Origin of the sequence: Shinella sp. WSC3-e (assembly GCF_945994535.1) — a bacterium.
Lineage (GTDB): Bacteria > Pseudomonadota > Alphaproteobacteria > Rhizobiales > Rhizobiaceae > Shinella > Shinella yambaruensis.
This window is the reverse complement of sequence record NZ_OZ000530.1, coordinates 2,954,758-2,979,763: the sequence shown is the minus strand read 5'-3', so window position 1 is coordinate 2,979,763 and position 25,006 is coordinate 2,954,758. Positions and strand designations below refer to the sequence as shown.

Here is a 25,006-nt window from a genome sequence, read left to right as displayed (position 1 = left end):
TTTCTTCTTGTACGGACGGTGCGTTAGAAGTGGGCCACGCCCAAATCCAAACGAAACGCGGTTGCCACCAGTACTGCTCGGGGTTGATCAGGGGACATCTAGACCGCATCCGAGGGCAAGGCGCTCTGCGGCTGGTCGCTAGCTGATCGCATTGGGCGGCGCAGCGGGACGCCCCCGTTCACATCAACCACTTCAAAGGCTCCCATCTCGGGGGCCTTTTTCGTTCCAACGAGGAAAACACCATGAACCGCAGCGCATTCTATGCGTCGGTGCGCCAGCGCGCGTCCGGCATCTTCGGCACGTCTCTCACCCAAGGCCAAGTCAACGGCTGCGAGGCGATCCTCGACGAGGCACAGAGGCGAGGAACGCCGCTCTTCCACCTCGCCGCGATCCTGTCGGAGGTCTACCACGAGACAGGCGGCCAGATGCAGCCCGTCAAGGAAACGGTCTACGCTCACAGCAAGGATCGGAACCCTTCCGACGCCACCGTCATCAAGCGCCTCGACACCGCCTATGCCAAAGGCCAGTTGCCGTGGGTGTCAAAGCCCTACTGGCGTCAGGGGTGGTTCGGAAGGGGCCTTATCCAAGTAACCCACGAGGAGAACTACCGCAAACTGGGTCTCTCGAAAGAGTCGGCGCTGGACCTGAAAACCTCTGTCCGCGCGACATTCGAGGGCATGGAGAAGGGCCTCTTCACCGGGAAGAAGCTTGCCGACTACGACTATCTGGTTACCCGCAACCCCGATGTGCCGGGCTACAAGTATTACAATTCCCGCGCCATCGTGAACGGCGACACGGCCGGCAACGGGGCGAAGATCGCCACCTATGCCAAGGCGTTCGAAAAGGCGCTACGGGACGCTGGCTATAGCGGGAAGGCGTCTCAGCCTGCCCTCGAGCCCAAACCCACTCCTGCGCCTCCTGTGGCCGAACCAGCCGCTGCCCCCAAGCGCTCCGGCTTCTCCGCTTTCATCTCCGCGATCCTCAGTCTCTTTGGAAGGAAATAGCCATGTCCGCCGTCATCGCTCGAATCGCCCTGCGCTATCTTGCCGCCTCCCTGGTCACAGCCGGGCTGCTGGACGCTGACCTCGGCAACCAGATTGGCGCAGATCCCGATATCCTGACGCTCCTGGGCCTCGCCATCGGCGCGGGCGTCGAGATGGCCTATGCCGCTGCGCGCCGGCTCGGGTGGGCGACGTGATCGGCCTCCTCGATGCCGCGAAGATTGCCGGCGGCATCGCCCTCGGTGCGCTGATCGCCACGCCGGCCGCCCACTATCTCGGCAAGCGCGAAGGGCGGCAGGAAGCTGCCGTCGCCGCCCTTGAACAATCCGTCAAAGCCCTGCGCGAAAGGAGCGCCACCGATGATGAGATATCTCGTTCCGATCTTGCTGGCCTGTGCCGTCATCTCGGGTTGCTCGAAGACGACGAAAGGGAATGCGTGCGACGGCTGGCGGAAGCTCAACATGCAGCTGGAGACGGCGCTGTTCGTAACGATGAATGACCGGCAGTTCGCCAATGGCGTTGCCGGCCACAATGCACACGGCGTCCGGCAGGGGTGCTGGAAATGAGTCCGCCGGAGATCGACGCCGCGGTTCATCAGCAGCTCGGCGCACTTGACGCCAAGATGGACCGTGTCTTGGCCGACCAGGACCAAGCGCGATCCGACCGCAAGCAGCAGTATTCGAAGTCCGAGAACATGGAGAGGCGGCTCGACGACCTGGACCGGAAGCTCGAAGGCCTCAGCACCCGCCTGGACAAGATCGAGCCTGTCACGGCCGATATCGGTCGCTGGCGGGAACGTTTCCTTGGCATGCGAATGCTGATCGTCTTCATCGCCGCTGCGTTCGGTGCCTCTCTGGCGACAGTGGGGAAGTGGGTGGCGCTTAGACTCGGTTGGACCGGATAAAAATGTGGCTAAGCTCTTCTTGAGCCAGTTTGACAGCGATTCGCAATTCTACTTCCGCAAGGCCGGGTCCGATCGCTTTCCTATAGTCTTCTATTGAATAAATTTGAATTTCTCTCGGTATCGCTTCGGAACTATCCCGGTCCAATTCAAAGGAAACGATTATCTGATCATCTACGAGAACTCTGAAGGTATCAAACGTTTGCTCAGGCGTATCGGTCAGCACATGATATACCCGTCCATTGTCTGTAATCCCCTTAACTGATCGATAAATGCGATCAGCTCTGGCGCCAGATCCCGGCTTGATTCTGGCTTCCAACAAGTCCTGCCGAATCTGTTCCTCTGTCACCTTCTCAACCACCAAATTACTCGCTCCGAACGGCAACGGCCGAAGCCGAACGCTTTATTGTAATATCAATCCCTATGCTACGATCATCAGCTGGCACTTTCATGCATCGGCGACCAGTTAGCCAGCCACTGCGATCAATGACCTTCAAATCGGTGCAGGCCGGCGACATCAAGGTCGTGCGCGAGATCCTTCAGCGCATCGAGGCTGCACAGCGGCGCGGCATTGAACGGCAATAGCCGAAGCCAGTCTAAGCCATGCCCCTCTGTCCTTTGTGGATGGAGGGGCACTTTTTGCGTTTCAGGGCCTGACGAATACGCCGGCCACATCGGCAGCGTACCATTTGCACCGCCTGACCAGCGGGAGGATGCCGACCACAGCCCGGTAGCGGCCGGGAAAACAAACCGAGCTATCGGGGCATATGGACTTCACGGATGCTTGGCTTCGACGGGATCGAGGCAGGCGCTGATGATCCTCCTCAGGACCGTCTTAATTGATGCCTATGGCTCTGAGGGTAGTTGTTAGAAGGGTGGAGAACGGGAGAAAAGGCTTTCTAAGCCATCAGCCTTGGCACGAAAAAGCCCGCCGGAAGGGCGGGCTGAGTGCATGGTAGTAAGTGGTAGTAAGTGGTAATAGCGAGGCCGCAGGTTTCAAGGACGCGCGCTACTCGCTGGCGCTAATTGATATGCCACTTTCCTTCTCGACTGATTGAATCGCGTTGATCCAGGCAGCAAAGGATCGCGTGGGAAGCCTGTAAAAGCCACGCCCTTTTCGGCTCTCGTCAGCCAGTATGATCCCTCGCGTTTTTAACGCCGCCAGGGCATTGTTTACAGTGGTGCTAGGCAGCCCCGACTCTGCAATTATTGCTTTTCGAGATACCCACTGATCAGAGTGTTCTGCCATTGTATGGAGGACTTCACGATAGTGGTCTGACGCTATTTTCGAGTGGTACATTTCGCTGAAGTACTTATTTCCGAGCTGCGCTAAAGCTCCGTTCTCAGCAAATGCCCCTGTTACCACGTCTTGGGGCGAAATAATGTCATCGGTATCAGTATCGAAAGCACTGTACGCGAATTGTTGGATGAAGTGAGGGTATCCTTCTGACAAGCCGCCAAGGAGTTTACTGGCAGTTCCTTCGATGGTCGTCTGTATCTCATTTTTTTCGTTCGCTTGACGGATCCCACTGTCAATTACCAACTCACGCTCATGGGTGAGAAGTGGATCTAGGACCATGGTCGTGAAAATCCGTGGCGAAGATTCATGGCTCGCGCGCAACTTAGAGATGAGCGGAGGGAGTCCAGCAAGCCCAAACAATACACGGTCGCAGTTCTTTCTCGTAAGGCGTTCGGTAACAAGCTTGCAGAGGGCACCTAGCCCTGCTTCCTCTCCGGGACGGTCGGCCTCATCGATTAGTATCACTATACCGTCGATCGCATCACCCAAATCGCTACACAGCCCAGCCAACTTTCCGACTAGTTCATCCGCTGCATCGTTCGGGTCAAAGGATGCCGCCTCCTTGTGATATCGAACGCCAAGGATTTCCCAGTTGGCGCACCAGTCCCAAAAGGCCTTGGCACGTGCGCGAAGTTCATCCCTCTCGCCTAATGCTGCTTTCGCCTCCCGCCCAATTGCCCTTATGATGTCTAGTTGAGTAGCTGCATCACCAAGGTCTACGGAAAGAACGAGAAAGTTGAAATTTATCCCCCCTGTCGCTTTAATAGAGCCGCTTGCAATCCACTTCACCATCCAGAACAAAGATGATTTACCTATACCTCGTTCACCCAGGATCATGAAGTGACTGGGATTCGAGTTCTTTGTCTGAAAGAGAGCTTGCTCGATCGCGTCAATCTCCGGAAGGCGCCCATGGAACATACCGGGAGCAATGATACTATTAGGCCTGAACGGATTATATTTCATCGACATTCTCGATCTCAAAGGCGTTTCGATAATCCAATGGGCAGTCGCGTCCTGTGCCGCCTAGCACGCGCCGCTCAATGCGTGGTCCCCTTCCGTCTTGCGATGTACGCGTCGTTCAATTCTCTGACCATGAACCTAGCCACGACTTCGTCGAAGCCATCCTGAGGAATGCCGTTAAGCTCGGCCGTCAATCCCGTGAATATGTCGTACACCGCCCACATGCCCGTGCCGTCCTCACGCATGTCGTAGCGGTTCTTATGAACGCGGCAAGCCATGGCTTTCTTCATCAGTTCACGGTCGAGGGCGGAGCCACGCCCATTTTGCATTGGTGGATCGTGGCAAAGGAACCATCTAATCGCGCAGAAGTCGAGTCGTTCTCGCCGTCAGATTTCGGACCACTGCTTGTGGATATTGCCTCGCCGGAAAGCATAGTACGTAACTGACTTAGACCAGTCCGTCCCGCCGACCGTAGCGTCCCCTCGCCAAACAGAGGGAGCAGAAATGCAAGACAACGTAAGACCTATCGTGCCAGTAAGTGTCAGCGGCTTGACGCCGGGAGTGCCCCCAACCGGCGTTCCAATATTTGAGACAGTCAGGGCTACTGATCTGTTCGTCGATCTGGCGTACCAGCGGTCCATTGGAGAGCGAGGGTTAAACCAGATACGACGCATTATCGAGGGCTTCGACTGGGCGAAGTTTAAGCCGCCTATTAGAGGTGGCTCGGTTTGTCTGAACAGCTTCGGGCGTTTCGCTAAGTGGATTTCCGCCTCGATTATGCGGCCACCATCATTGGTGTCAGCGCGTTGAAGTAGGCCTGATCCGGCGTCCGCCGGTCAAGGGATGAATGTGGGCGTCTGGTGTTGTAGAAGTTCAGATATCGGCCGATGCCAGCGCGTGCCTCGGACACAGTCTTGTAGGCATGGAGGTAGACTTCCTCGTATTTGATCGAACGCCAGAGCCGCTCGACGAAGACATTGTCTCGCCACGCACCCTTGCCATCCATCGAGATGGCGATCTGTGACCTCTTCAGCACGGCGGTGAAGTCGATGGAGGTGAACTGCGATCCCTGGTCGGTATTGAAGATTTCCGGCCTGCCATGACGGGCAAGTGCCTCCTCCACCGCCTCGATGCAGAAGGCTGCTTCCATCGTGATCGACAACCGCCATGACAAGACCTTCCGGCTGAACCAGTCCACGACGGCGCACAGATAGACAAATCCCCGCGCCATGGGGATGTAGGTCAGGTCCATTGCCCACACCTGATTGGGCCGGGTGACTGCCAGCTTTCGTAGGAGGTAGGGATAAATTTTGTGCCCTGGCGCTGGTTTCGAGGTGTTCGGGCGGCGGTAGATCGCCTCGATGCCCATCTTCTTCATCAGCGTGGCGACGTGTCGCCGCCCGGTCTCCAGACCTTCTCCTCTCAAGAGCCCTTGCAACATCCGACTTCCGGCAAAGGGGTAGTCGAGATGCAATTCGTCAATCCGGCGCATAAGGGCCAGATCGCCGTCAGACACCGGAAGAGGCAGATAGTAGACGCTGCCACGGCTGAAGCCGAGAAGCTTCGCCTGGCGCACGACGGATAGCTTGTGCTCGCGGTCGATCATTTCTTTCCGCCCAGCAATCCCGCCTTGCCGAGCGCACCGGATAAAAAATCGTTCTCCAGTGTCAGTTCGCCGATTTTCGCGTGCAGCGTTTTGACATCGATGGTCGGACCCGACGGCTCCGCTTTCGTTTCATCGCCGAACACACCTGTCGCCCCCTCAAGGAGCTGGTCTTTCCATTGCTTGATCTGGTTGGCGTGCACATCGAACTGCTGGGACAACTCCACCAGCGTCTGCTCACCTCGGATGGCGGCAAGTGCCACCTTCGCCTTGAAAGCCGGGCTATGGTTCCGGCGCGGTCGTCTCGTCATGGTCTCTCCTGTTCCCGGCATCTAAGCCGAAGTCAGGCAGAAACTCCACTTATCCCCGCTGTGCAGATTTCCCGAGCCAGCTCTATTTGCGCGTACTCAGAGTACGAAGGAGCAACCGTCCTTAAGGTGCTTGATGGGCAACATACCGCGATCGCCGCGGCTTCCAATCCGCATGTCGGAGAGATTCCCGTGATGATCGTGGAAGCCGAAGACACGATCGCACAGGCGAAGGCGTTTATCGGCCAGAACACACAGAAGCTTGGCATCACTAGCCTGCAGCTCCATCAAGCAGCTGTAGCCGCCGGGGATGAAGACGCCCTTACTCTGGAACTGACGTGCAAGGCCGCAAATGTAAGGCTTCTACGCGCACCGAATTCTCACGCCGGCGATGGCTCTCGACAGACGATAGCCGTTAAGCAGATCGAAGGGCTGATTGCCCGCCGAGGAAGAATTTTCGCGCGGGAAGTTCTGGAAATTATTGCAAACGCCGAGCGTGGATTGATCACTGCCACTCATGTAAAGGCGGTAGAGTTCCTTCTCATCGATCCCGAGTTCGCCGGCCATGTGTCGGCCGACGATATCACCTCGGCCATTATCGACCTTCTCTACACCGCGGAGGAGGATGCGAAGCGGTTCGCGGACACGCACCGGATGCCACATTGGAAGGCCTTGGCCAACGTGTGGTTCCGGAAGTGCAAAAAGCGGAGAGGCGTGCTTCGAGCAGCTTAGGCGTGGTGCGGGGCAGTTTAACCTGCTGCCCCAATCCGCTCAGGACTCGGTTAGCCAATAGGCGGGGCAGCGCCGAGGCGGAGAGCGGCAGTAGCCATAACTGGAATTGCACCGCCTCGCCTGAACGCGAAGGGCGGGAGGCCCGCCCTTCGCTAGGTTCATATCGACTTCGTCAAAGAACGCGATTAGCCGTCTGCCTCCGTCTTCGGCAGGGCCACCATGCGCAGCGTGTATTCACACGTCGCCCATCCGCGCTTGCCGCTATTGCCCATCCCTCCCGACGAACGAGCGTGAGCCTGGAGCGTCACTTTCGTCGGCGCGTGGAGGCCGGGCACGACCTCAATGAAGTCGAGGAAATTCACGCGGCAATCGTACTCGGAGCCATTCTTCGTCGTCAGGCCTCCCGAGAGGCTTTCGCGATCCAAGGCATGGCCGGCCGGCGCCTTCCACTCCTGGAGCGGGGAGTCGCACGCCGCGCGGCGACCATCCCAACTCGTGCTACCGGTCGTGCAGTTCGCCGAAATCTTCATCTCGGTGAGATGCTGCATGTCCTCCGCTCCCGCTGCGGTCTGGAAGACGATGGCCGCGCCGCTGATGGCGAGGGTGACCGCGAGGTGCGCGGTCGATCTGATCAATTTTGCCATTCTGCTGTTCTCCTCTTCGGACAGACGGGGTATTACCCCCGACAGTCGGGGATTCTGTCCCCGGAGCGGATGGGCGAACCCACCCGATCTCGAAAATGAGGATTACAAAAGTCTCCGGCTGGAGGAACAAGCCTACGCAGAAAGGGCGCAGGTCACCGTTGGTCAGCGCCGGTTGCTGTCATCAAGGCCGTTTTTTGAAGTGCTGTAAAATAGATGCAAGTGTCCCTTCCACTGAGGCTGGGCGCGGCGAAGATTTGCGCCTCCGCAACCGAGAGGTATCCGAGCTTCTTTCCCGTTAAACACCAATCCTGAAGGGAGCGCAGTGGAATCGGATAGAACTCGTCCCGTTGCAGCGACTTGAAGAAAGCCGGAGCATAAACGAAGCGCTTCTCACTCTTCGCCAAGTGGGTGGCGGTACGCACGAGGAAACGCCGGAATTCATCTGGCACCTTCACACCATACGACGCATACCAGCGCTGATCGCGTTGCTTGTAGCCGCCGGGTTCGCAATCGATCTGACGCGCTTCTTCTTTACTAATCTCTTGTGCTTCATCCCATACCGTTTCGACTCTCTTGGCGCCACCGCCGCCAGCGTTCGAACGTTCGGGTATGTCCATTAGAAAACGAGGTTGGAGGAGTTTCATGCCCAATCTCCGTCGTCAGATTGATTCCGATCGTGAATACGTTTCGAGGGCATCTTCTATTCGTAGGAGTTATTCCCGGCTCCCGATAATCGATCCTCGCCCGTCGCCTAGAAAGGGCTTTCACGAGCGCGATAAGGGGCGATTCGCTGGGCGAAACGATGTCATGGCGCGGGGGTCTAGGGCTTGGAAAAGGTGAGGGGAGCGCGACGGGTTTCACAACGAAATCAATGGTCGCAGAAGGGGCCGAGGTGAGGGGTAATGCATGGTCTAAAAATGCAAAAAGCCCTGTAAAAACAGGGCCTTGCAAGGTATCGAATGGTGGGCGTGACAGGGATTGAACCTGTGACCCCTACGATGTCAACGTAGTGCTCTCCCGCTGAGCTACACGCCCATCCGATGAGGCGCATAGACCACAAAACCCCGAGGCGCGTCAATAGGTTTTTGAAGCTTTTTTTACGGGGCGATTTTGCGGTCTTTTCCGAGGGTTAGGCGGCCAGCATCTTGTTGACTTCCTCGACGAGATCGCGCAGGTGGAACGGTTTGGACAGAACCTTGGCGTCCTTCGGGGCCTTGGAATCCGGGTTGAGCGCCACGGCGGCAAAGCCGGTGATGAACATGACCTTGAGGTCCGGGTCGAGTTCCGTCGCGCGGCGGGCAAGCTCGATACCGTCCATCTCCGGCATCACGATGTCGGTCAGGAGAAGCGAGAAGGGTTCTTCGCGAAGCCGGTCATAGGCGCTGGCGCCGTTGTCGTAGGACAGCACCTGGTAGCCCGCCTTTTCGAGCGCCTTTACGAGGAACCGGCGCATATCGTTGTCGTCTTCTGCGAGGAGAATCTTGGGTGTCATGGAATTCGGGAACCGTTGCTAAGGTTGTCTGCCCGCGGACGGGCGGTTCTGTTACAAGAGCGTATTCCGGTAAATATCCGGTGAATGGGTGAGGGCAAGCCCTTATCCCTCGTTTCTCAGTATGGACACGGGGTGTGGCCGCTGGCAACATGGCCGACGCAATGACTTTCAGGCATGGTAAAGGACGGCAATGGCGGAGGCCTCAAGCGAAAACAGTCACTTCGAAGTGCTGGAACCGGTTTCGCAGAGCGTGCCCCTCGTCTTCAATTCCCCCCACAGCGGTCGGCGTTATCCACAAGGCTTCCTGGCGCAGTCGCGCCTCGATGCGCTCGCCATCCGCCGCTCGGAGGACCATTATGTCGATGAGCTGTTCTCCGTCGCGCCGGCGCTCGGCGCGCCGATGCTGGTCGCGCATTTCCCGCGCGCCTGGCTCGACGTCAACCGCGAGCCCTACGAGCTCGATCCGCGCATGTTCGAGGGGGCGCTGCCCTCCTATGCGAACGTCAATTCTATCCGGGTCGCCGGCGGGCTCGGCACCGTACCGCGGGTGGTCGCCGAGAACATGGAGATCTACCGCCATCGCTTTCCCGTGGAAGAGGCGCTGGAGCGGGTCGAGACGGTCTACAAGCCCTATCATGCCTGCCTGCGCCGCCTCGTCGTGCGCACCCATGTGACCTTCGGCTTCTCGGTGCTCATCGACTGCCATTCGATGCCGGGCAATATCCGCGTTTCCGGCACGGGCATGCGGCCGGACTTCATCATCGGCGATCGCTACGGCACGAGCGCGTCGGGCGAGCTTTCGCGCACGGCGATGCGGCTTCTGGAGGACATGGGCTTTTCCGTCGTGCGCAACAAGCCCTATGCGGGCGGCTTCATCACCGAGCATTACGGCCGGCCGGCCAAAGGGCTGCATGCGTTGCAGATCGAGGTGAACCGCGGCCTCTATGTCGACGAGACGACGCTGGCCAAGCGGCCGGACTTCGCGGTGCTGCAGACGGCGATCTCGGCTTTCCTGCAGGACTTTTCCGACCATGTCGAGGAATATGCCGCCGACCGGGCGCTCGCCGCCGAATAGGCCGGCCTCCCCTCAAAAAAAACCGCGCTTGGGGCGCGGTTAAGTCTAGGGAGGAAACACCCAAGGAGGGTATTTACAGCCACGAATGACTGTAAGAAAACAATAATATTGCGCTGCACAAATGTCAAGCGCAACTGCGGGACAAATTTGCGGTCCGTTAAGCAACATCCTGTGCCCGCTCCGCGCGGCCTTCTGCGTCAATCCGGTTCCGTTTTCCGCGGCGATGCAGTAAGGAGAGGCGGTCCGCAGCCCCTCCGAGAGATCCCCCATGTTGCCTGATCGCACCTTCTTCGACCGCCTTGCCGATGCAGCAAGGAAGGAAACCCTGCCGCGCTTCCGCGTCGGCGCCGATGTCGTCAACAAGGAGGCTGCCGGCTTCGACCCCGTGACGGAGGGCGACCGGGCGGCGGAACTGGCGATCCGCGCGCTGATCGAGCAGCATTTCCCGGGGCATGGTATCCTCGGCGAGGAGCACGGCTCGGTCGGCCTCGACCGCGAATATGTCTGGGTCATCGACCCGATCGACGGCACGCGCGCCTTCATTTCCGGCGTGCCGGTCTGGGGCACGCTGATCGGCCTCTACCGCAACGGCGAGGCCGTCATGGGGCTGATCGACCAGCCCTTCACCGGCGAGCGCTATTTCGCCGACGGAAGCGTGTCCCACTATGCCGGACCGGATGGCAGCAAGGCGCTGTCGACGCGGCCCTGCAACAGCCTGTCCGATGCGATCCTCTTCACCACCTCGCCGCACCTCTTCACGGAACGCCGCAAGGACCGGTTCGAAGCCGTGCAGGAGAAGGTGCGGCTCTTCCGCTACGGCGTCGATTGCTACGCCTATGCGCTGCTCGCTGCCGGCCATGTCGACCTCGTCGTCGAATGCGGGCTGAAGCCCTATGACGTCGGTGGCCTCATCCCGGTCATCGAACAGGCGGGCGGCATCATCACCGCCTGGGACGGCGGCCCGGCGGAAATGGGCGGCGAGATCATCGCGGCCGGCAGCCGCAAGGTCTATGATGAGGCGATGGCGCTGCTGAACGGATAGGAATCTGTTTCGCGATTCCCTTCCTTGAACCAGGCTCGATTTAAAGGGGGCCTGCGTTCAGGCGCCGAGGCTGGTTTCCTCGGCGTCGCTTCCCGGAATGAAGGCGTCGATCGCGGCCAGCGCCTGCATGCGGTAGCGGTCGGCCTCCTGGAACAGTTCGTGGCGCGCGCCGTCGATCTCGATGAGGCGGGCGGCGCGGAAGATGCGCGCGAGATCGCCGATCGCCTTGCGCGGCACGAGGGCGTCCCGTGTCGGGCACAGCAGCAGGGTGGGAATGCGGATGCGCGTCAGGTGGTCCTGATGCGTCACGCGCGCCATGGTCTTCAGCGTTTCGTTCAGCCAGCGGGCGCTCGGCCAGCTGATGGAAAGCTCCGGGTGCTCGGCGAAGATCGCGGCATTGCGGGCAAAACGCCGCGGATCGGATGTCACGATGTTATGTGCGAAGTCGAGCGGCGGATCGCCCTTGCGGAAGGTGTGCTTGCCGAGACCCAGCAGCGAGGCCAGCCGGGCGATGACGGTGATCTTGCGCTGGCTCATCGACTGGCCGGCGAGCGCGATGAAAGGTGCGGCGAGCACCATGCGCTCGATGCGGTTTTCGAGCAGCGGTGCCTGGGAGAGGGCGACGAGCGCGCCGGTCGAATGGGCGACAATGAAGAAGGGCAGGCGGGCATCCGGCAGCACGATCTTTTCCAGGAAGAGCGAAAGATCGGCCTCGTAGTCGGAAAACCGCAGGATATGGCCGGTGCGGCTGCCCGGTATCAGCCGGTCGGAGCCGGCCTGCCCGCGCCAGTCGAAGGTGGCGACCCAGAGGCCGCGGGCGGTGAGGTCGCTGATCGTCTCGAAATATTTCTCGATGCATTCGCTGCGGCCCTGCAGCAGCACCACCGTGCCCTTGGCCTCGCGCTCGTTCGAGCGGAACACCGCGTAGCGGATCTTCACGCCGCCATTGCCTTCCAGGAAGCCGGCGAAATGGTTCTCCGGTACGGGATTGTCGGCGGTGGCGTTGAGGATGGAATCCATGGCGCGGGCGGGTCTCGGCGGGCGTCGATGATCGATGGATAGGCGCTGGCGCCAGTGCCGTCAAAGAAAAAAGCCGGCTGCATGCGGGCACGGGGGGCTTCACATGCAGTCCGGCGTAATTTGACCGGGAAGGAAGGGACGTTACACCCCGGTCGTCAGAAGTTTTCGCTTCCGATGATGCCGTTCTAGCAGGACCAATCTGAACGCTGTCCGAAGCTGCCGTTCATCCTCCGTTCATCTCGAAATTTTTTCCGAAGCCCGCCTTTTCGGCCGGCCAGGCCTCTTGAACGGCTGAAATTCCATTCCCATCTCAACGTCACGGACGCCAACAGGGTCCGTCGAGGCTTCCGTCGCCAGAATGGGACGGGGCCGGATGAACCGGGCTGCACCTTCGGAAATCGGGGGCAGCCTTCAGAAAGATCGCAACCGTTGCTCTAAAGGAGGACACCATGCGTCACGTCGATTTCTCCCCCCTCTATCGTTCCACCGTCGGCTTCGACCGTCTCTTCACCATGCTCGACAGCCTTGGCCAGCCCGATCAGGCGCAGAGCTACCCGCCCTACAACATCGAGCGCACCGGCGAAAACACCTACCGCATCACCATGGCGGTGGCTGGCTTCGACGAGAGTGAACTCTCCATCGAGGCGCGCGAGCACGCGCTGACGGTCAAGGGCGAGAAGAAGGACGACGCGGCCGAAGACAGCCAGTATCTCTATCGCGGCATTGCCAAGCGCGCCTTCGAGCGTCGCTTCCAGCTCGCCGATCATGTGGAAGTGCGCGCCGCTTCGCTGAAGAACGGCCTCCTCCACATCGACCTCCTTCGCGAGATCCCGGAAGCCGCCAAGCCGCGCCGTATCGAGATCACGGCCGTCCAGCGCGACGCCAAGCAGATCGAAGCGCAGACCAACTGATCCGGCTTCGCGTTCGATTGGAATGAAGAAGGGCGGTGCCGCAGGGCACCGCTTTTTTTGTGTCCGGCGATGCCGCTCAGAGCGCCGAGAGGAAGTCGTCGACGTCGGTTTCCTTCGTGGCGAAGCTCGTGACGAGCCGGATCAGCGTTTCGTCCGCGCGCATGCTGGCCTTTACCTCGGGGCCGGCGGGCCAGTCGTAGAAGACGGCGCCCTTGTCCTGCAGGGCCTTCATCGCGTTGTTGCGGATGATGACGAAGAGCTCGTTCGATCCCGTCGGCCAGGCGAGGCGGGCCGTGTCGGAGGCCTCGAAACCGGCCGCAAGGCGCGCTGCCATGGCATTGGAATGACGGGCGAGGGTGAGCCAGAGGCCGTCCTTGAAATAGGCGTCGAACTGGGCGGCGATGAAGCGGGACTTGGAGAAGAGCTGGGCCGAGCGCTTGCGCAGGAAATGCATCTGCTGCGCCTTGCCTGGATCGAACAGGATGAGCGCCTCGGCGCACCAGCAGCCGTTCTTCGTGCCGCCGAAGGAGAGGATGTCGACGCCGCGCCTCCAGGTCATGTCCGCCGGCGTCGTGCCGAGATGGACGAGCGCATTGGCGAAACGTGCGCCATCCATGTGCAGCGGCAGGCTCGCCTTCCTCGCGACCTCCGAGAGGGCGGCGATCTCGTCGAGCGTATAGGCGGTGCCGGCTTCGGTGGCCTGGGTGATGGTGACGGCCATCGGCTGCCCGCCATGCACGAAGTCCGGCGGGAAGCGGCCTATGGCGGCGGCAAGAGCGTCCGGGGAGAGCTTGCCGGCGGGACCATCGATCGGCACCAGCTTGGCCCCGGCAGCGAAAAATTCCGGCGCATTGCATTCGTCGACATTCACATGGGCTTCGCGGTGGCAGAAGACCTGGCCGCCGGGCCGGTTGAAGCTGGCCAGCGCCAGCGAATTGGCCGCAGTGCCCGTGCCGACGAAGAAGACGGCGACGTCACGCTCGAAAATTTGCGAAAAGGTCTTTTCCACATGCTTGTCGAGGTCGCTCGCGCCATAGGCCGAGGCGAAGCCGCCGGCCGCCGTCACGAGGCTCTGTGCGATGTCTGGATGGGCGCCGGCCCAGTTGTCGGAAGCGAAAAACATGCGATTTCCAGTGCGAATGTGGCTGCGGGAGGACCATAATGGAGAAATGAAGGCGATCAATCGCCGAAAACGGCTGAAAGTGCCATCCTCCTGGAGAATGAAAGGAATGGAAACAATGGGCCAGTTGATCGTAATTTAATTTCAAGCTTGCGGCGGAGCAGGCAATTTTTCTTCATGGGGTGGTGATTATTTGGCATGATGGCCTTGCGGCCCGGGGGTGTTTCTGGCATAGAGCCCATGAAATAGGACAGGTTTACTGTCCTATTTCGGTCAAGAGACCGAAGAGGCGCCTTCCGCGACCGCGGAAACTGCCGAAACGGCACCAGGCGAGGGAGGACCGCTCCTTCGGAAAACCTGGTTGCCACGACGGTCCTGATGATCATTCCTGGTCGGCCGTCGTTTTGCGGTTACATCAGGTTCAGAAAACAGCCGCTCGCGAGGCCCTGCCCCAAGGCAAAAGGGTCTCACGGGCGAAAAGGATTGCCCGCAGGATGGGCCCACAGGAGGAAGAGATGATGGTGAAGACCCAAGCACATGATTTGCGGCAGTTCCGGGCGCAGGCGACTGCGACGGGCGCCACGACACGCGCTTCCAATCCGGGCCTGCCGAAAAAACAGGGACTCTATGATCCGCGCAATGAACACGATGCCTGCGGCGTCGGCTTCGTGGCGCATTTGAAAGGCAAGAAATCGCACCAGATCGTCAAGGACGGGCTGTTCATGCTCGAGAACCTGACGCATCGCGGCGCTGTCGGCGCGGATCCGCTGATGGGCGACGGTGCGGGCATCCTCGTCCAGATTCCGGACCGCTTCTTCCGCGAGGAGATGGCAAAGCAGGGCATCACGCTGCCGAAGGCCGGTGAATATGCCGTCGGCCACATCTTCATGCCGCAGGACGAGAAGCTCGTCGATTATTTCAAGAAGGTCATCGGAGATGTCGTCGCTGAAGAGGGGCAGGTCCTCATCGGCTTCCGCGACGTCCCGGTCGACAATTCTTCGCTCTCCAAGGCTCCCGAGATCGCCGCCACCGAGCCGCGGCACGTCCAGGTCTTCATCGGCGCCGGCCGCGACGCCGCGACGAACGGCGAGTTCGAGCGTCGGCTCTTCACCCTGCGCAAGGTGATCTCCAACCGCATCTATGACGAATACGAGGGCGAGGAGAGCAATTTCTATCCCGTCTCGCTGTCCTCGACCACCATCGTCTACAAGGGCATGTTCCTCGCCTATCAGGTGGGCGCCTACTACAAGGACCTTGCCGATCCGCGCTTCGAATCGGCCGTCGCCCTCGTGCACCAGCGCTTCTCCACCAATACCTTCCCGTCGTGGAAGCTGGCGCACCCGTACCGCATGGTCGCCCATAACGGCGAGATCAACACGCTGCGTGGCAACGTCAACTGGATGGCGGCCCGCCAGGCCTCCGTCTCCTCGCCGCTGTTCGGTGAGGACATCACAAAGCTCTGGCCGATCTCCTATGAGGGGCAGTCGGATACGGCCTGTTTCGACAACGCGCTCGAATTCCTCGTGCGCGGCGGCTATTCCATGGCCCATGCGGTCATGATGCTGATCCCCGAGGCCTGGGCCGGCAACCAGCTGATGAGCCAGGAGCGCAAGGCGTTCTACGAATACCACGCCGCGCTGATGGAGCCGTGGGACGGCCCCGCCGCCGTCGCCTTCACCGACGGCAAGCAGATCGGCGCGACGCTCGACCGCAACGGCCTGCGCCCGGCACGCTACCTCGTCACCGACGATGACCGCGTCATCCTCGCCTCCGAAGCCGGCACGCTGCCGGTCAAGGAAGAAAGCATCGTCAAGAAGTGGCGCCTCCAGCCGGGCAAGATGCTGCTCATCGACATGGAGGAAGGCCGCATCATTTCCGACGAGGAGGTGAAGTCCGCGCTTGCCGCCAAGCATCCCTATCGCGAGTGGCTGGACAACACCCAGATCATCCTGGAAGACCTCGGCCCGGTCGAGCCGCGGGCGCTGCGCCGCGACGTCTCGCTGCGCGACCGCCAGCAGGCCTTCGGCTATACACAGGAGGATACCCGCCTCCTGATGTCGCCGATGGCGACCACCGGGCAGGAGGCGATCGGCTCCATGGGCACGGACACGCCGATTTCGGCCATGTCCGACAAGACCAAGCTGCTCTACACCTATTTCAAGCAGAACTTCGCGCAGGTGACGAACCCGCCCATCGACCCGATCCGCGAGGAACTGGTCATGAGCCTCGTCTCCTTCATCGGCCCGCGCCCGAACATCCTCGACCATGGCGGCGCGGCCAAGGCCAAGCGCATGGAGGTGCGTCAGCCGATCCTTACCAATGGCGACCTCGAAAAGATCCGCTCGATCGGCCATGTCGAGGACCGTTTCGACACCAAGACGCTGGATTTCACCTATGATGTCTCGCGCGGTGCGGACGGCATGCCGGAAATGCTCGACCGTCTGTGCGAGCGTGCCGAGCAGGCCGTCACCAGCGGCTACAACATCATCGTGCTCTCCGATCGCCAGATCGGACCGGACCGTGTGGCGATCCCGGCGCTCCTGGCGACGGCCGCCGTGCACCACCACCTGATCCGCAAGGGGCTTCGCACCTCGGTCGGCCTCGTCGTGGAGACCGGCGAGCCGCGCGAAGTGCACCATTTCTGTCTTCTCGCCGGTTACGGCGCGGAAGCGATCAACCCGTACCTGGCCTTCGACACGCTCACCGACATGCACAAGCGCGGCGAGTTCCCGAAGGAGGTGGACGCGGAGGAGATCGTCTATCGCTACATCAAGGCGATCGGCAAGGGCATCCTGAAGGTCATGTCAAAGATGGGCATCTCGACCTACCAGTCCTATTGCGGCGCGCAGATTTTCGACGCCATCGGCCTCTCCTCCGAGCTTGTCGACAAATATTTCTTCGGCACCGCGACGACCATCGAGGGCATCGGCCTCGACGAGATCGCCAAGGAGACCTTCAACCGCCACAAGGCCGCCTTCGGGCGTGATCCGCTGCTCGCCAACACGCTGGATATCGGCGGCGAATATGCCTACCGCATGCGCGGCGAGGAGCACGCCTGGACGCCGGACGTCGTCGCTTCGCTGCAGCATGCGGTGCGCGGCAACGCGGCCGATCGCTACAAGGAATTTGCCGAGATGGTGAATGCCTCGGCGCTGCGCATGAACACGATCCGCGGCCTGTTCTCGATCAAGGGCGCGGAAGCGGCCGGCCGCAAGCCGATCTCCATCGACGAGGTCGAACCGGCGGTCGACATCGTCAAGCGCTTCTCGACGGGCGCCATGTCCTTCGGCTCGATTTCCCGCGAGGCGCACACGACGCTCGCCGTCGCCATGAACCGGATCGGCGGCAAGTCGAACACCGGCGAGGGCGGCGAGGAAGCCGACCGCTACATGCCGCTGCCGGACGGTTCGATGAACCCCGAGCGCTCGGCGATCAAGCAGATCGCCTCCGGCCGCTTCGGCGTGACGACCGAATACCTGGTCAATGCGGACATGCTGCAGATCAAGGTCGCGCAGGGCGCCAAGCCCGGCGAGGGCGGCCAGCTGCCCGGCCACAAGGTGGACGCGACGGTCGCCAAGACCCGTCACTCCACCCCGGGCGTCGGCCTCATCTCGCCGCCGCCGCACCACGATATCTATTCGATCGAGGATCTGGCGCAGCTCATCTACGACCTGAAGAACGTCAACCCCGAGGCCGATATCTCGGTCAAGCTCGTCTCGGAAGTCGGCGTCGGCACGGTTGCCGCCGGTGTCGCCAAGGCGCGCGCGGACCATATCACCATCGCCGGCTTCGACGGCGGCACGGGCGCCTCGCCGCTCACCTCGCTGAAGCATGCCGGCTCCCCGTGGGAAATCGGCCTTGCCGAGACGCACCAGACGCTGGTGCTGAACAAGCTGCGCTCGCGCATCGCGCTGCAGGTCGACGGGGGCCTCAAGACCGGCCGTGACGTCGTCATCGGCGCGCTGCTCGGCGCGGACGAATTCGGCTTCGCGACGGCCCCGCTCATTGCGGCCGGCTGCATCATGATGCGCAAGTGTCATCTCAACACCTGTCCGGTGGGGGTTGCCACACAGGACCCGGTGCTGCGCAAGCGCTTCAAGGGCACGCCGGAGCATGTCATCAACTACTTCTTCTTCGTCGCCGAAGAGGTGCGCGAAATCCTGGCCTCGCTCGGCGTGCGTTCGCTGAACGAGATCATTGGCGCCTCGGAGCTGCTCGAAAAAGAGAGGATGATCTCGCACTGGAAGGCCAATGGCCTCGACTTCTCCCGCATCTTCCACAAGGTCGATGCGCCGAAGGAGGCGACCTACTGGACCGAGCGGCAGGATCATCCGATCCACGACGTCCTCGACCGCAAGCTGATCGAAGAGGCGAAGCCCGCGCTGGAGAAGAAGACGCCCGTCGCCTTCGAGGTCGACATCAAGAATGTCGACCGTTCGGCCGGTGCGATGCTGTCCGGGGCCGTCGCCAAGCGCTACGGCTTCAAGGGGCTGAAGGACGACACGATCTCGGTGAAGCTGCATGGCACGGCGGGCCAGTCCTTCGGTGCCTTCCTTGCCCGCGGCATCACCTTCGACCTGATCGGCGCCGGCAACGACTATGTCGGCAAGGGCCTTTCCGGCGGCCGCATCGTCGTGCGTCCCCCGGCGGAGAACCGCGCGGTGCCGCATGAATCGATCATCGTCGGCAACACGGTGCTCTACGGCGCGATCTCGGGCGAGTGCTACTTCAACGGCGTTGCCGGCGAACGTTTCGCCGTGCGCAATTCCGGTGCCGTCGCCGTCGTCGAGGGCGTGGGCGACCATGGCTGCGAATACATGACGGGCGGCGTCGTCGTCGTCATCGGCCAGACGGGCCGCAACTTCGCGGCGGGCATGTCCGGCGGCGTTGCCTATGTGCTGGACGAGGCCGGCGATTTCGCCCGCCGCTGCAACATGGCGATGGTCGAGCTGGAGCCGGTGCCGGAAGAGGACGACATGCTGGAGAAGCTGCACCATCATGGCGGCGACCTCATGCACAAGGGCATGGTCGATGTCTCGGACGACATGACGCGCCACGACGAGGAGCGGCTCTACCAGCTCGTCACGAACCACCTGCACTATACGGGCTCGCCGCGGGCGCGGGAGATCCTCGACAAATGGGCCGAGTATCGTCCGAAATTCCGCAAGGTCATGCCGGTCGAGTACCGCCGCGCGCTCGAAGAGATGGAGCGCATGAGGATGGGGATCGCTGCCGAGTGAGGCGGCGGGCTCCGCAAGGAGCCCCTCATCCGCCTGCCGGCACCTTCTCCCGGTGAACGGGAGAAGGGATGTGCGGCAAGGCGGTGCGACATCTGCCTTCTCCCCGCCTGCGGGGAGAAGGTCGCGGCAGCGGGATGTGGGGTTGTCCCCGTCAATGCCTGTCGCGCGGTGTTCCCTTTTGCGCCCGAAGCGCTCGTCGAAACGTTATAAGAATCAGGATATCACAATGGGCAAGGTTACTGGTTTCATGGAAATCGACCGGCAGGTGATGAAGTATCAGCCGGCCTCCGACCGCATCCGCCATTTCCGCGAGTTCACCATCCCGATGTCGGACCCGGAGGTCCAGAAGCAGGCCGCGCGCTGCATGGACTGCGGCATTCCCTATTGCCACGGCCCGACCGGCTGTCCGGTGCACAACCAGATCCCGGACTGGAACGACCTCGTCTACAACGGCAACTGGGAAGAGGCGATCCGCAACCTGCATTCGACCAACAACTTCCCGGAATTCACCGGCCGCGTCTGCCCCGCGCCCTGTGAGGAAGCCTGCACGCTGAACCTCGAGGACATGCCGGTCTCCATCAAGACCGTCGAGCAGGCGATCGCCGACAAGGCCTATGAGATGGGCTATATCGTGCCGCAGCCGGCGACGCTGAAGACCGGCAAGAAGGTCGCGGTCATCGGCTCCGGCCCGGCCGGCATGGCCGCCGCCCAGCAGCTTGCCCGTGCCGGCCACGAGGTTCACCTCTACGAGCGCGAATCCAAGGCCGGCGGCCTGTTGCGCTACGGCATTCCGGATTTCAAGATGGAGAAGAACTTCATCGACCGCCGCGTCGACCAGATGCGCGGCGAGGGCGTGACCTTCCACTACGGCGTCAATGTCGGCGTCGACAAGAAGATGGACGAGATGCTCGCCGAGCATGACGCCGTGCTCTATTGCGGCGGCTCGGAAACCCCGCGCGACGCCGGCATTCCGGGCGTCGATTTCGCCGGCGTGCACGATGCCATGCCCTATCTCGTCCAGCAGAACCGCCGCGTCGGCCGCGAGAACATCGACAGCGTCGGCTGGCCGTCCGACCCGATCCTTGCCGGTGGCAAGCACGTCGTCGTCGTCGGTGGTGGCGACACCGCCTCGGACTGCGTCGGCACCGCCTTCCGCCAGGGCGCGGTGAAGGTCACCCAGCTCGACATCCGCCCGCAGCCGCCGGAAAAGGAGGACAAGCTCGCCGTCTGGCCGTTCTGGGCGACGAAGATGCGCACCTCCTCCTCGCAGGCCGAGGGCGCGGTGCGCGAATTCCAGGTCGGCACGCTCGAATTCGTCGGCGACGAGGACGGCGTCCTCACCGGCGTGAAGTGCTGCCAGGTGGACGACCGCCGCAAGCCGATCGCCGGCACGGAGTTCATCATCAAGGCCGATCTCGCCTTCATCGCCATCGGTTTCCGCGGCCCCTTCACCGACAGCGTACTGAAGGATCTGGGTAGCCGCCTGACGATCAACACCGACAAGCGCGGCTCCTCCAACGTCGTCGCCAACGAGCACGACTACAAGACCTCGGTGGACAAGCTTTGGACGGCGGGTGACGTGCGCCGCGGCCAGTCGCTGGTCGTCTGGGCGATCCGCGAAGGCCGACAGGCCGCCCGCGCCATCGACGAGGCCCTGATGGGCTCGACCACGCTGCCGCGCTGAGATTCATGCAAATGGCGAAAGGGCGCTCCGGGAAACCGGCGCGCCCTTTGTCGTTTTGAATGCCCCTCATCCGCCTGCCGGCACCTTCTCCCCGCAAGCGGGGAGAAGGGACCTGTTGCACTGTTCTACCCTGATCCGGGCAAAGCGTTGCCCCATCTCCCTTCTCCCCGCTTGCGGGGAGAAGGTCGCGGCAGCGGGATGAGGGGCGATACCTGCCTCAGACGAAGAGGAAATCCGATGCCGAGAGGTCGGCGAGCTTGATGTCGTCGAGGCGCAGTTCGCTCTGGCCGAAGTCGAACACCACGTCCTTGCCGCCATCGGCCGTGCGGGCGATGTCCTTGAGGTCGGCGAAGCTCGAAACACCGAGGCTCTTGGAGATTTCGATCTTGTCGAAATTGGTCTGGAAGTCCTCGATCTCGGTCCTGCCGGTCTTGAAGACGAAGGTGTCGCGGCCGGCGCCGCCTTCCAGCTCGTTGTTGCCCGAGCCGCCATCCAGGCGATCGTTGCCGGCGCCGCCTTCGAGGTCGTCATTGCCCGAGCCGCCGAAGAGCCGGTCGTTGCCGGCGCCGCCCTCCAGGTCGTCATGGCCGGAGCCGCCCCAGATCCTGTCGTTGCCGGCATCGCCCGAAAGCTTGTCGTTGCCGCCATGGCCGGAAATCCGGTCATTGCCGTCGCCGCCGGAGATCGTGTTGGCCTTGCTGTCGCCGTTCAACACGTCATCGCCGGAAAGGGGGTCCTTCGGTTCGTCGGTATCGACGGACTTGAAGGAGAAGTGGCTTGCCTTGAGGCTCGACAGCTTGGTGTCTTCCAGCGTCAGCGTATTGCCGTTGCCGAAATCGAAGCGCACGTCCTCACCGCCGTCTACGGTCCTGGCGAGCGCCTTGAGTTCCGCAAAGCTCTTCACGCCGAGCGCGCTGTCGATGACGATCTTGTCGGCGCTCGTGGAGAAGTCGTCGATCTCGTCGCGGCCGCTGGAGAAGACGAAGGTGTCGCGGCCGGAGCCGCCGCTCAGCTCGTCATTGCCGGTGCCGCCGTGCAGCCAGTCGTTGCCGGCACCGCCCTCCAGGTCGTCATTGCCGCCGTAGCCGAAGAGCTTGTCGTTGCCGCCCTTGCCGTAGATGTCGTCGGCCGTCGACTGGCCCTTGAGCGTGTTGGCGGAAGAGGTGCCGATGATCTTAACCATGAGAAATGTCCTTGTTCGATTGGGTCTTCAGAGGCGAAAGGTCAGCGCGGGTCAGTCTTCGCGCTCGAGGCGCAGGATCTCGCCGGTATAGCCGTCGATCTTGGCTTCGCTGACCACGTTCTTCGTGTCGACGATCTTTGCCTCGAAGTGGCCGTCGTCCATCTCGATTTCGCGGATGACGTAGCCCTTGGCCGAAAGCTCGGTGGCGACCTGCTCCAGCGTCTTGCGCACGGGCGCCGCGGCGGTTTCGGCGAGGGCCGGTACGGTGAGGGCGAGGAGGCCGGCGGCGAGAAGGCCGGTCGTGGTGAGGCGCATGGCGAAATCCTTTCCTGTCGTTGTGGGGGGAGGTTTCGCACAGGCTGCCTGTTGCTTGCCTGACAGGCGCTGTCAGCGATTTGTCAGCTTGATACGCGTATAGGTAGGTCCATGATCACGAAGATATTGACTCCCTTTCCGCTGGCGCTCGCCCTGTTCGTCGCCCTTTCCGTGATGCCGCCGATGGGCGCGCAGGCGGATGACGACGACGATGCGGTGGAGCACGAGGAAGCCCGCCGCGCCCTCGAACAGGGCCTCGTGCGCCCGCTCGAACAGATCATCGTGGAAGCCCGCAAGCATGTCGAGGGCGACCTGATCGAAGTGGAGCTTGAGCGCGAGAACGGGCGCTATATATATGAGCTGGAATTCATCCAGCCGTCCGGCCAGATCATCGAGCTGCAGCTCGATGCCAAGACGATGGCGATCGTAGAGGACGACGACGACTGATGCGCCTGCTTCTCGTCGAGGACGACGCCCGCATCGCGGCCGATGTTTCCGCCGTGCTGACGGGGGCCGGCTATACCGTCGAGACCGCCTCGGACGGCAAGGATGCCTGGTTCCTCGGCGATACCGAGGATTATGATCTCATCATCCTCGATCTCGGCCTGCCGAGCATGGACGGCATGGCGCTCTTGAAGCGTTGGCGCGCCAACGGCCGGCACATGCCGGTGCTGGTGCTGACGGCCCGCGGCAGCTGGGCCGAGCGCGTCGAGGGCATCGACGCCGGCGCCGACGACTACCTGCCGAAGCCCTTCCAGTTCGAGGAGCTGCTTGCCCGCGCCCGCGCGCTCATCCGCCGGTCCGTCGGCCATGGCGCCGCAACGATCGCCATCGGTGCCGTCACCATCGATACGCGGGCCATGCGCGTCAGCGTCAACGGCGTGCCGCAGTCGCTGACGCCGCTCGAATACCGGCTCGTCAGCTATCTCGGCCATCACCGCGATCGTATCGTGCCGCCGACCGAGCTGCAGGAGCACCTTTACGGCGACGATTTCTCGCGGGATGCCAATGCGCTGGAGGCGCTCGTCGCGCGGCTGCGCAAGAAACTCGGCGCGGTCGCCATCGGCACGCGACGCGGCTTCGGCTACTATATGGGCGAGACCGCACCGTGACGCGCCGTTCGCTGCGCCTTCGCCTGGCGCTTGCCGGCGCCGCCTCCATCATCGCCGCCCTCGTGGCGGCGTTCTTCGTTCTGTCGACGCTGTTCGAGCGGCATGTGGAGCGGCGCATCGCCGCCGAGCTGATGCTGCATCTCAACCAGGTGATCGCCGGCCTTGCCGAGCAGCCGGGTGCGTCGCTTCATCTCGTCAAGCCGCCGGTCGATCCGCGCTTCGAGCGGCCGCTCTCCGGCCTCTACTGGCAGATCGAGGGCGACGGCAGCCGCCTGCGCTCCCGCTCGCTTTGGGATGATGTGCTGACCCTGCCGGACATTCCGGCCGGCGGCATCCATACCGCGACCATCACCGGGCCGGGAGATGCGTCGCTGCTTCTCCTCGAGCGCGAGGTGGTGACCAGCGAGCGGGCCGGGGCGCGGCCGCTGCGCGTCGCCGTCGCCATCGACCGCACCGATATTTCGCGCGCGACGGATCAATTCGAGGCAGACCTTCTGCCCTACCTGCAGGCGCTCGCCGTACTGCTGCTGGCGGCGAGCTTCGTGCAGATCTTCGTCGGCCTGCGCCCGCTGGCAACGTTGACGGAACGCCTTTCCGCCATCCGCGCCGGCAAGGCCGAACGGCTCGGCAACGATTTTCCGGACGAGGTCCTGCCGCTTACCGGCGAGGTCGATGCCCTGCTGCAATCGCGCGAAAACCAGCTGCGCAAGGCGCGTGAGCGGGCGGCGGACCTTGCCCATGGCTTCAAGACGCCGCTGCAGATCCTTTCCGGCGACGTGCTGCGCCTGCGCGAGCGGGGTGAGGAGGCGGTTGCCCGCGATATCGAGGCGATCATCCTGCGCATGCGCCGCCATGTCGACCACGAGATGGCCCGCGCCCGCCAGGCCGAGCGCGGCCACACGGCGCGCAGCGATCTCGGCCGCGTCGCCGCGCAGGTCGTCAGCGTCGTCTCGCGGACGCCGGCTGGCCGCGATCTCGACTGGCAACAGGAAATCGAAGCGGGCCTCATCCTGCGCATCGATGCGGAGGATCTCGCCGAAATCCTCGGCAGCCTTGCGGAAAACGCCGCGCGTTACGCCCGGACCACCGTCGGCATCTTCGCCCGGGCGGAAGGTGCGGCGGCGATCATCGAGGTCGTTGACGACGGACCGGGCATTCCGGAAGGGGAGATCGAGTTCGTGCTGAAACGGGGCGGCCGGCTCGATACGACGAGTGAAGGCGCGGGATTGGGCCTGGCCATTGCCGAGAGTTTCGTCGAGGAGGCGAATGGCAGCTTCATGCTGGAAAACCGCAAGCCCGGCCTATGCGCCCGCATCATGCTGCCGCGGATCGTGGCCTGAGCGGTTTGCCGAACGCGTCGATC

The 25,006-nt window shown here is 62.2% G+C and carries 24 protein-coding genes and 1 tRNA gene; 13 read left to right on the top strand and 12 right to left on the bottom strand.

Annotation, left to right across the window (positions count from 1 at the left end):
- The first annotated feature begins 242 nt into the window (after nucleotides 1–242).
- The 4 genes from AABF56_RS14815 (at nucleotide 243) to AABF56_RS14800 (ending at nucleotide 1,905) form a co-directional block, all read left to right on the top strand.
- Complete coding sequence (locus tag AABF56_RS14815) at nucleotides 243–1,004, top strand: hypothetical protein (protein WP_272806500.1); 762 nt, start codon at nucleotides 243–245, stop codon at nucleotides 1,002–1,004.
- A 2-nt stretch (nucleotides 1,005–1,006) separates the two neighbouring features.
- Nucleotides 1,007–1,198 carry a hypothetical protein gene (locus tag AABF56_RS14810; RefSeq protein WP_272806499.1) on the top strand — a complete coding sequence of 64 codons (192 nt, stop codon included), beginning with the start codon at nucleotides 1,007–1,009 and terminating at the stop codon, nucleotides 1,196–1,198.
- The gene (locus tag AABF56_RS14805) at nucleotides 1,195–1,500 is read left to right on the top strand and encodes a hypothetical protein (protein WP_272806498.1); all 306 of its coding nucleotides are present in this window, start codon (nucleotides 1,195–1,197) and stop codon (nucleotides 1,498–1,500) included. Before AABF56_RS14810 ends, AABF56_RS14805 begins: the two co-directional genes overlap by 4 nt.
- A gap of 63 nt (nucleotides 1,501–1,563) precedes the next feature.
- Nucleotides 1,564–1,905 carry a DUF1515 family protein gene (locus AABF56_RS14800; RefSeq protein ID WP_272806497.1) on the top strand — a complete coding sequence of 114 codons (342 nt, stop codon included), beginning with the start codon at nucleotides 1,564–1,566 and terminating at the stop codon, nucleotides 1,903–1,905.
- Here the strand turns inward: AABF56_RS14800 and AABF56_RS14795 are convergent.
- The 4 genes from AABF56_RS14795 to AABF56_RS14780 all read right to left on the bottom strand — a co-directional run bounded on the left by AABF56_RS14795 (nucleotide 1,883) and on the right by AABF56_RS14780 (nucleotide 6,076).
- A complete protein-coding gene (locus AABF56_RS14795) occupies nucleotides 1,883–2,266 on the bottom strand; it encodes a hypothetical protein (protein WP_272806496.1) in 384 nt (127 codons plus the stop codon). The genes AABF56_RS14800 and AABF56_RS14795 overlap by 23 nt on opposite strands.
- 645 nt (nucleotides 2,267–2,911) lie before the next feature.
- Nucleotides 2,912–4,171, bottom strand: coding sequence for an ATP-binding protein (locus AABF56_RS14790; protein ID WP_272806495.1), 1,260 nt, complete (start codon nucleotides 4,169–4,171; stop codon nucleotides 2,912–2,914).
- Nucleotides 4,172–4,239: 68 nt separating this feature from the next.
- Nucleotides 4,240–4,491, bottom strand: a complete 252-nt coding sequence (locus tag AABF56_RS14785) for a hypothetical protein (protein WP_272806494.1) — start codon at nucleotides 4,489–4,491, stop codon at nucleotides 4,240–4,242.
- 446 nt (nucleotides 4,492–4,937) lie between these two features.
- Nucleotides 4,938–6,076 (bottom strand): IS3 family transposase gene (locus tag AABF56_RS14780; protein WP_306040543.1). Its coding sequence is split into 2 segments (ribosomal slippage): nucleotides 4,938–5,818 and nucleotides 5,818–6,076, totalling 1,140 coding nucleotides; the frame shifts between segments, so codons are not numbered across the junction.
- Between the two features lie 189 nt (nucleotides 6,077–6,265).
- Between AABF56_RS14780 and AABF56_RS14775 the strand changes: the two genes are divergently transcribed.
- Nucleotides 6,266–6,805: a hypothetical protein gene (locus AABF56_RS14775; RefSeq protein WP_272806493.1), complete on the top strand. Its 540-nt coding sequence runs from the start codon at nucleotides 6,266–6,268 to the stop codon at nucleotides 6,803–6,805.
- 185 nt (nucleotides 6,806–6,990) lie between these two features.
- Here the strand turns inward: AABF56_RS14775 and AABF56_RS14770 are convergent, their stop codons facing one another.
- From AABF56_RS14770 to cpdR1, 4 genes are all read right to left on the bottom strand, one after another.
- Nucleotides 6,991–7,449: a hypothetical protein gene (locus AABF56_RS14770; protein ID WP_272806492.1), complete on the bottom strand. Its 459-nt coding sequence runs from the start codon at nucleotides 7,447–7,449 to the stop codon at nucleotides 6,991–6,993.
- A gap of 152 nt (nucleotides 7,450–7,601) precedes the next feature.
- Nucleotides 7,602–8,093 (bottom strand): hypothetical protein, encoded by a 492-nt coding sequence (locus AABF56_RS14765; protein ID WP_272806491.1) that lies wholly within the window; start codon nucleotides 8,091–8,093, stop codon nucleotides 7,602–7,604.
- Between the two features lie 316 nt (nucleotides 8,094–8,409).
- Nucleotides 8,410–8,484: transfer RNA gene (locus tag AABF56_RS14760), tRNA-Val, on the bottom strand.
- Between the two features lie 94 nt (nucleotides 8,485–8,578).
- Nucleotides 8,579–8,941: a response regulator CpdR1 gene (gene cpdR1, locus AABF56_RS14755; RefSeq protein WP_023512679.1), complete on the bottom strand. Its 363-nt coding sequence runs from the start codon at nucleotides 8,939–8,941 to the stop codon at nucleotides 8,579–8,581.
- A gap of 190 nt (nucleotides 8,942–9,131) precedes the next feature.
- Between cpdR1 and AABF56_RS14750 the strand changes: the two genes are divergently transcribed.
- Both AABF56_RS14750 and hisN read left to right on the top strand, forming a co-directional pair.
- Entirely contained in the window at nucleotides 9,132–10,016 is an 885-nt protein-coding gene (locus AABF56_RS14750; protein WP_244768272.1) for an N-formylglutamate amidohydrolase, read from the top strand.
- A 268-nt stretch (nucleotides 10,017–10,284) separates the two neighbouring features.
- Nucleotides 10,285–11,058, top strand: a complete 774-nt coding sequence (hisN, locus tag AABF56_RS14745; RefSeq protein ID WP_272806490.1) for a histidinol-phosphatase — start codon at nucleotides 10,285–10,287, stop codon at nucleotides 11,056–11,058.
- Nucleotides 11,059–11,115: 57 nt separating this feature from the next.
- On the opposite strand, the gene AABF56_RS14740 is transcribed toward hisN, so the two are convergent.
- Complete coding sequence (locus AABF56_RS14740; protein ID WP_272806489.1) at nucleotides 11,116–12,078, bottom strand: alpha/beta fold hydrolase; 963 nt, start codon at nucleotides 12,076–12,078, stop codon at nucleotides 11,116–11,118.
- Between the two features lie 449 nt (nucleotides 12,079–12,527).
- On the opposite strand from AABF56_RS14740, the gene AABF56_RS14735 reads away from it, so the two are divergent.
- A complete protein-coding gene (locus AABF56_RS14735; protein ID WP_244768275.1) occupies nucleotides 12,528–12,989 on the top strand; it encodes an Hsp20 family protein in 462 nt (153 codons plus the stop codon).
- A gap of 76 nt (nucleotides 12,990–13,065) precedes the next feature.
- Here the strand turns inward: AABF56_RS14735 and AABF56_RS14730 are convergent, their stop codons facing one another.
- Complete coding sequence (locus AABF56_RS14730) at nucleotides 13,066–14,112, bottom strand: threonine aldolase family protein (protein WP_272806488.1); 1,047 nt, start codon at nucleotides 14,110–14,112, stop codon at nucleotides 13,066–13,068.
- A 515-nt stretch (nucleotides 14,113–14,627) separates the two neighbouring features.
- Between AABF56_RS14730 and gltB the strand changes: the two genes are divergently transcribed.
- Nucleotides 14,628–19,349 (top strand): glutamate synthase large subunit, encoded by a 4,722-nt coding sequence (gltB, locus tag AABF56_RS14725; protein ID WP_443021162.1) that lies wholly within the window; start codon nucleotides 14,628–14,630, stop codon nucleotides 19,347–19,349.
- A gap of 226 nt (nucleotides 19,350–19,575) precedes the next feature.
- Entirely contained in the window at nucleotides 19,576–21,033 is a 1,458-nt protein-coding gene (locus AABF56_RS14720) for a glutamate synthase subunit beta (protein ID WP_272806486.1), read from the top strand.
- 217 nt (nucleotides 21,034–21,250) lie between these two features.
- Here AABF56_RS14720 and AABF56_RS14715 read toward each other — a convergent pair whose 3' ends face one another.
- The gene (locus AABF56_RS14715) at nucleotides 21,251–22,216 is read right to left on the bottom strand and encodes a calcium-binding protein (RefSeq protein ID WP_272806485.1); all 966 of its coding nucleotides are present in this window, start codon (nucleotides 22,214–22,216) and stop codon (nucleotides 21,251–21,253) included.
- 51 nt (nucleotides 22,217–22,267) lie between these two features.
- A complete protein-coding gene (locus AABF56_RS14710; RefSeq protein WP_272806484.1) occupies nucleotides 22,268–22,531 on the bottom strand; it encodes a PepSY domain-containing protein in 264 nt (87 codons plus the stop codon).
- Nucleotides 22,532–22,642: 111 nt separating this feature from the next.
- Between AABF56_RS14710 and AABF56_RS14705 the strand changes: the two genes are divergently transcribed.
- From AABF56_RS14705 to AABF56_RS14695, 3 genes are read left to right on the top strand one after another with little or no spacing between them, the layout of a single operon-like run.
- On the top strand, nucleotides 22,643–22,978 hold the full coding sequence (locus tag AABF56_RS14705) for a PepSY domain-containing protein (RefSeq protein WP_244768281.1): 336 nt from the start codon (nucleotides 22,643–22,645) through the stop codon (nucleotides 22,976–22,978).
- Complete coding sequence (locus AABF56_RS14700; RefSeq protein WP_244768282.1) at nucleotides 22,978–23,643, top strand: response regulator transcription factor; 666 nt, start codon at nucleotides 22,978–22,980, stop codon at nucleotides 23,641–23,643. The genes AABF56_RS14705 and AABF56_RS14700 overlap by 1 nt, the downstream gene beginning before the upstream one ends.
- Nucleotides 23,640–24,983 carry a sensor histidine kinase gene (locus AABF56_RS14695; protein ID WP_272806483.1) on the top strand — a complete coding sequence of 448 codons (1,344 nt, stop codon included), beginning with the start codon at nucleotides 23,640–23,642 and terminating at the stop codon, nucleotides 24,981–24,983. The genes AABF56_RS14700 and AABF56_RS14695 overlap by 4 nt, the downstream gene beginning before the upstream one ends.
- Nucleotides 24,984–25,006 lie beyond the last annotated feature (23 nt).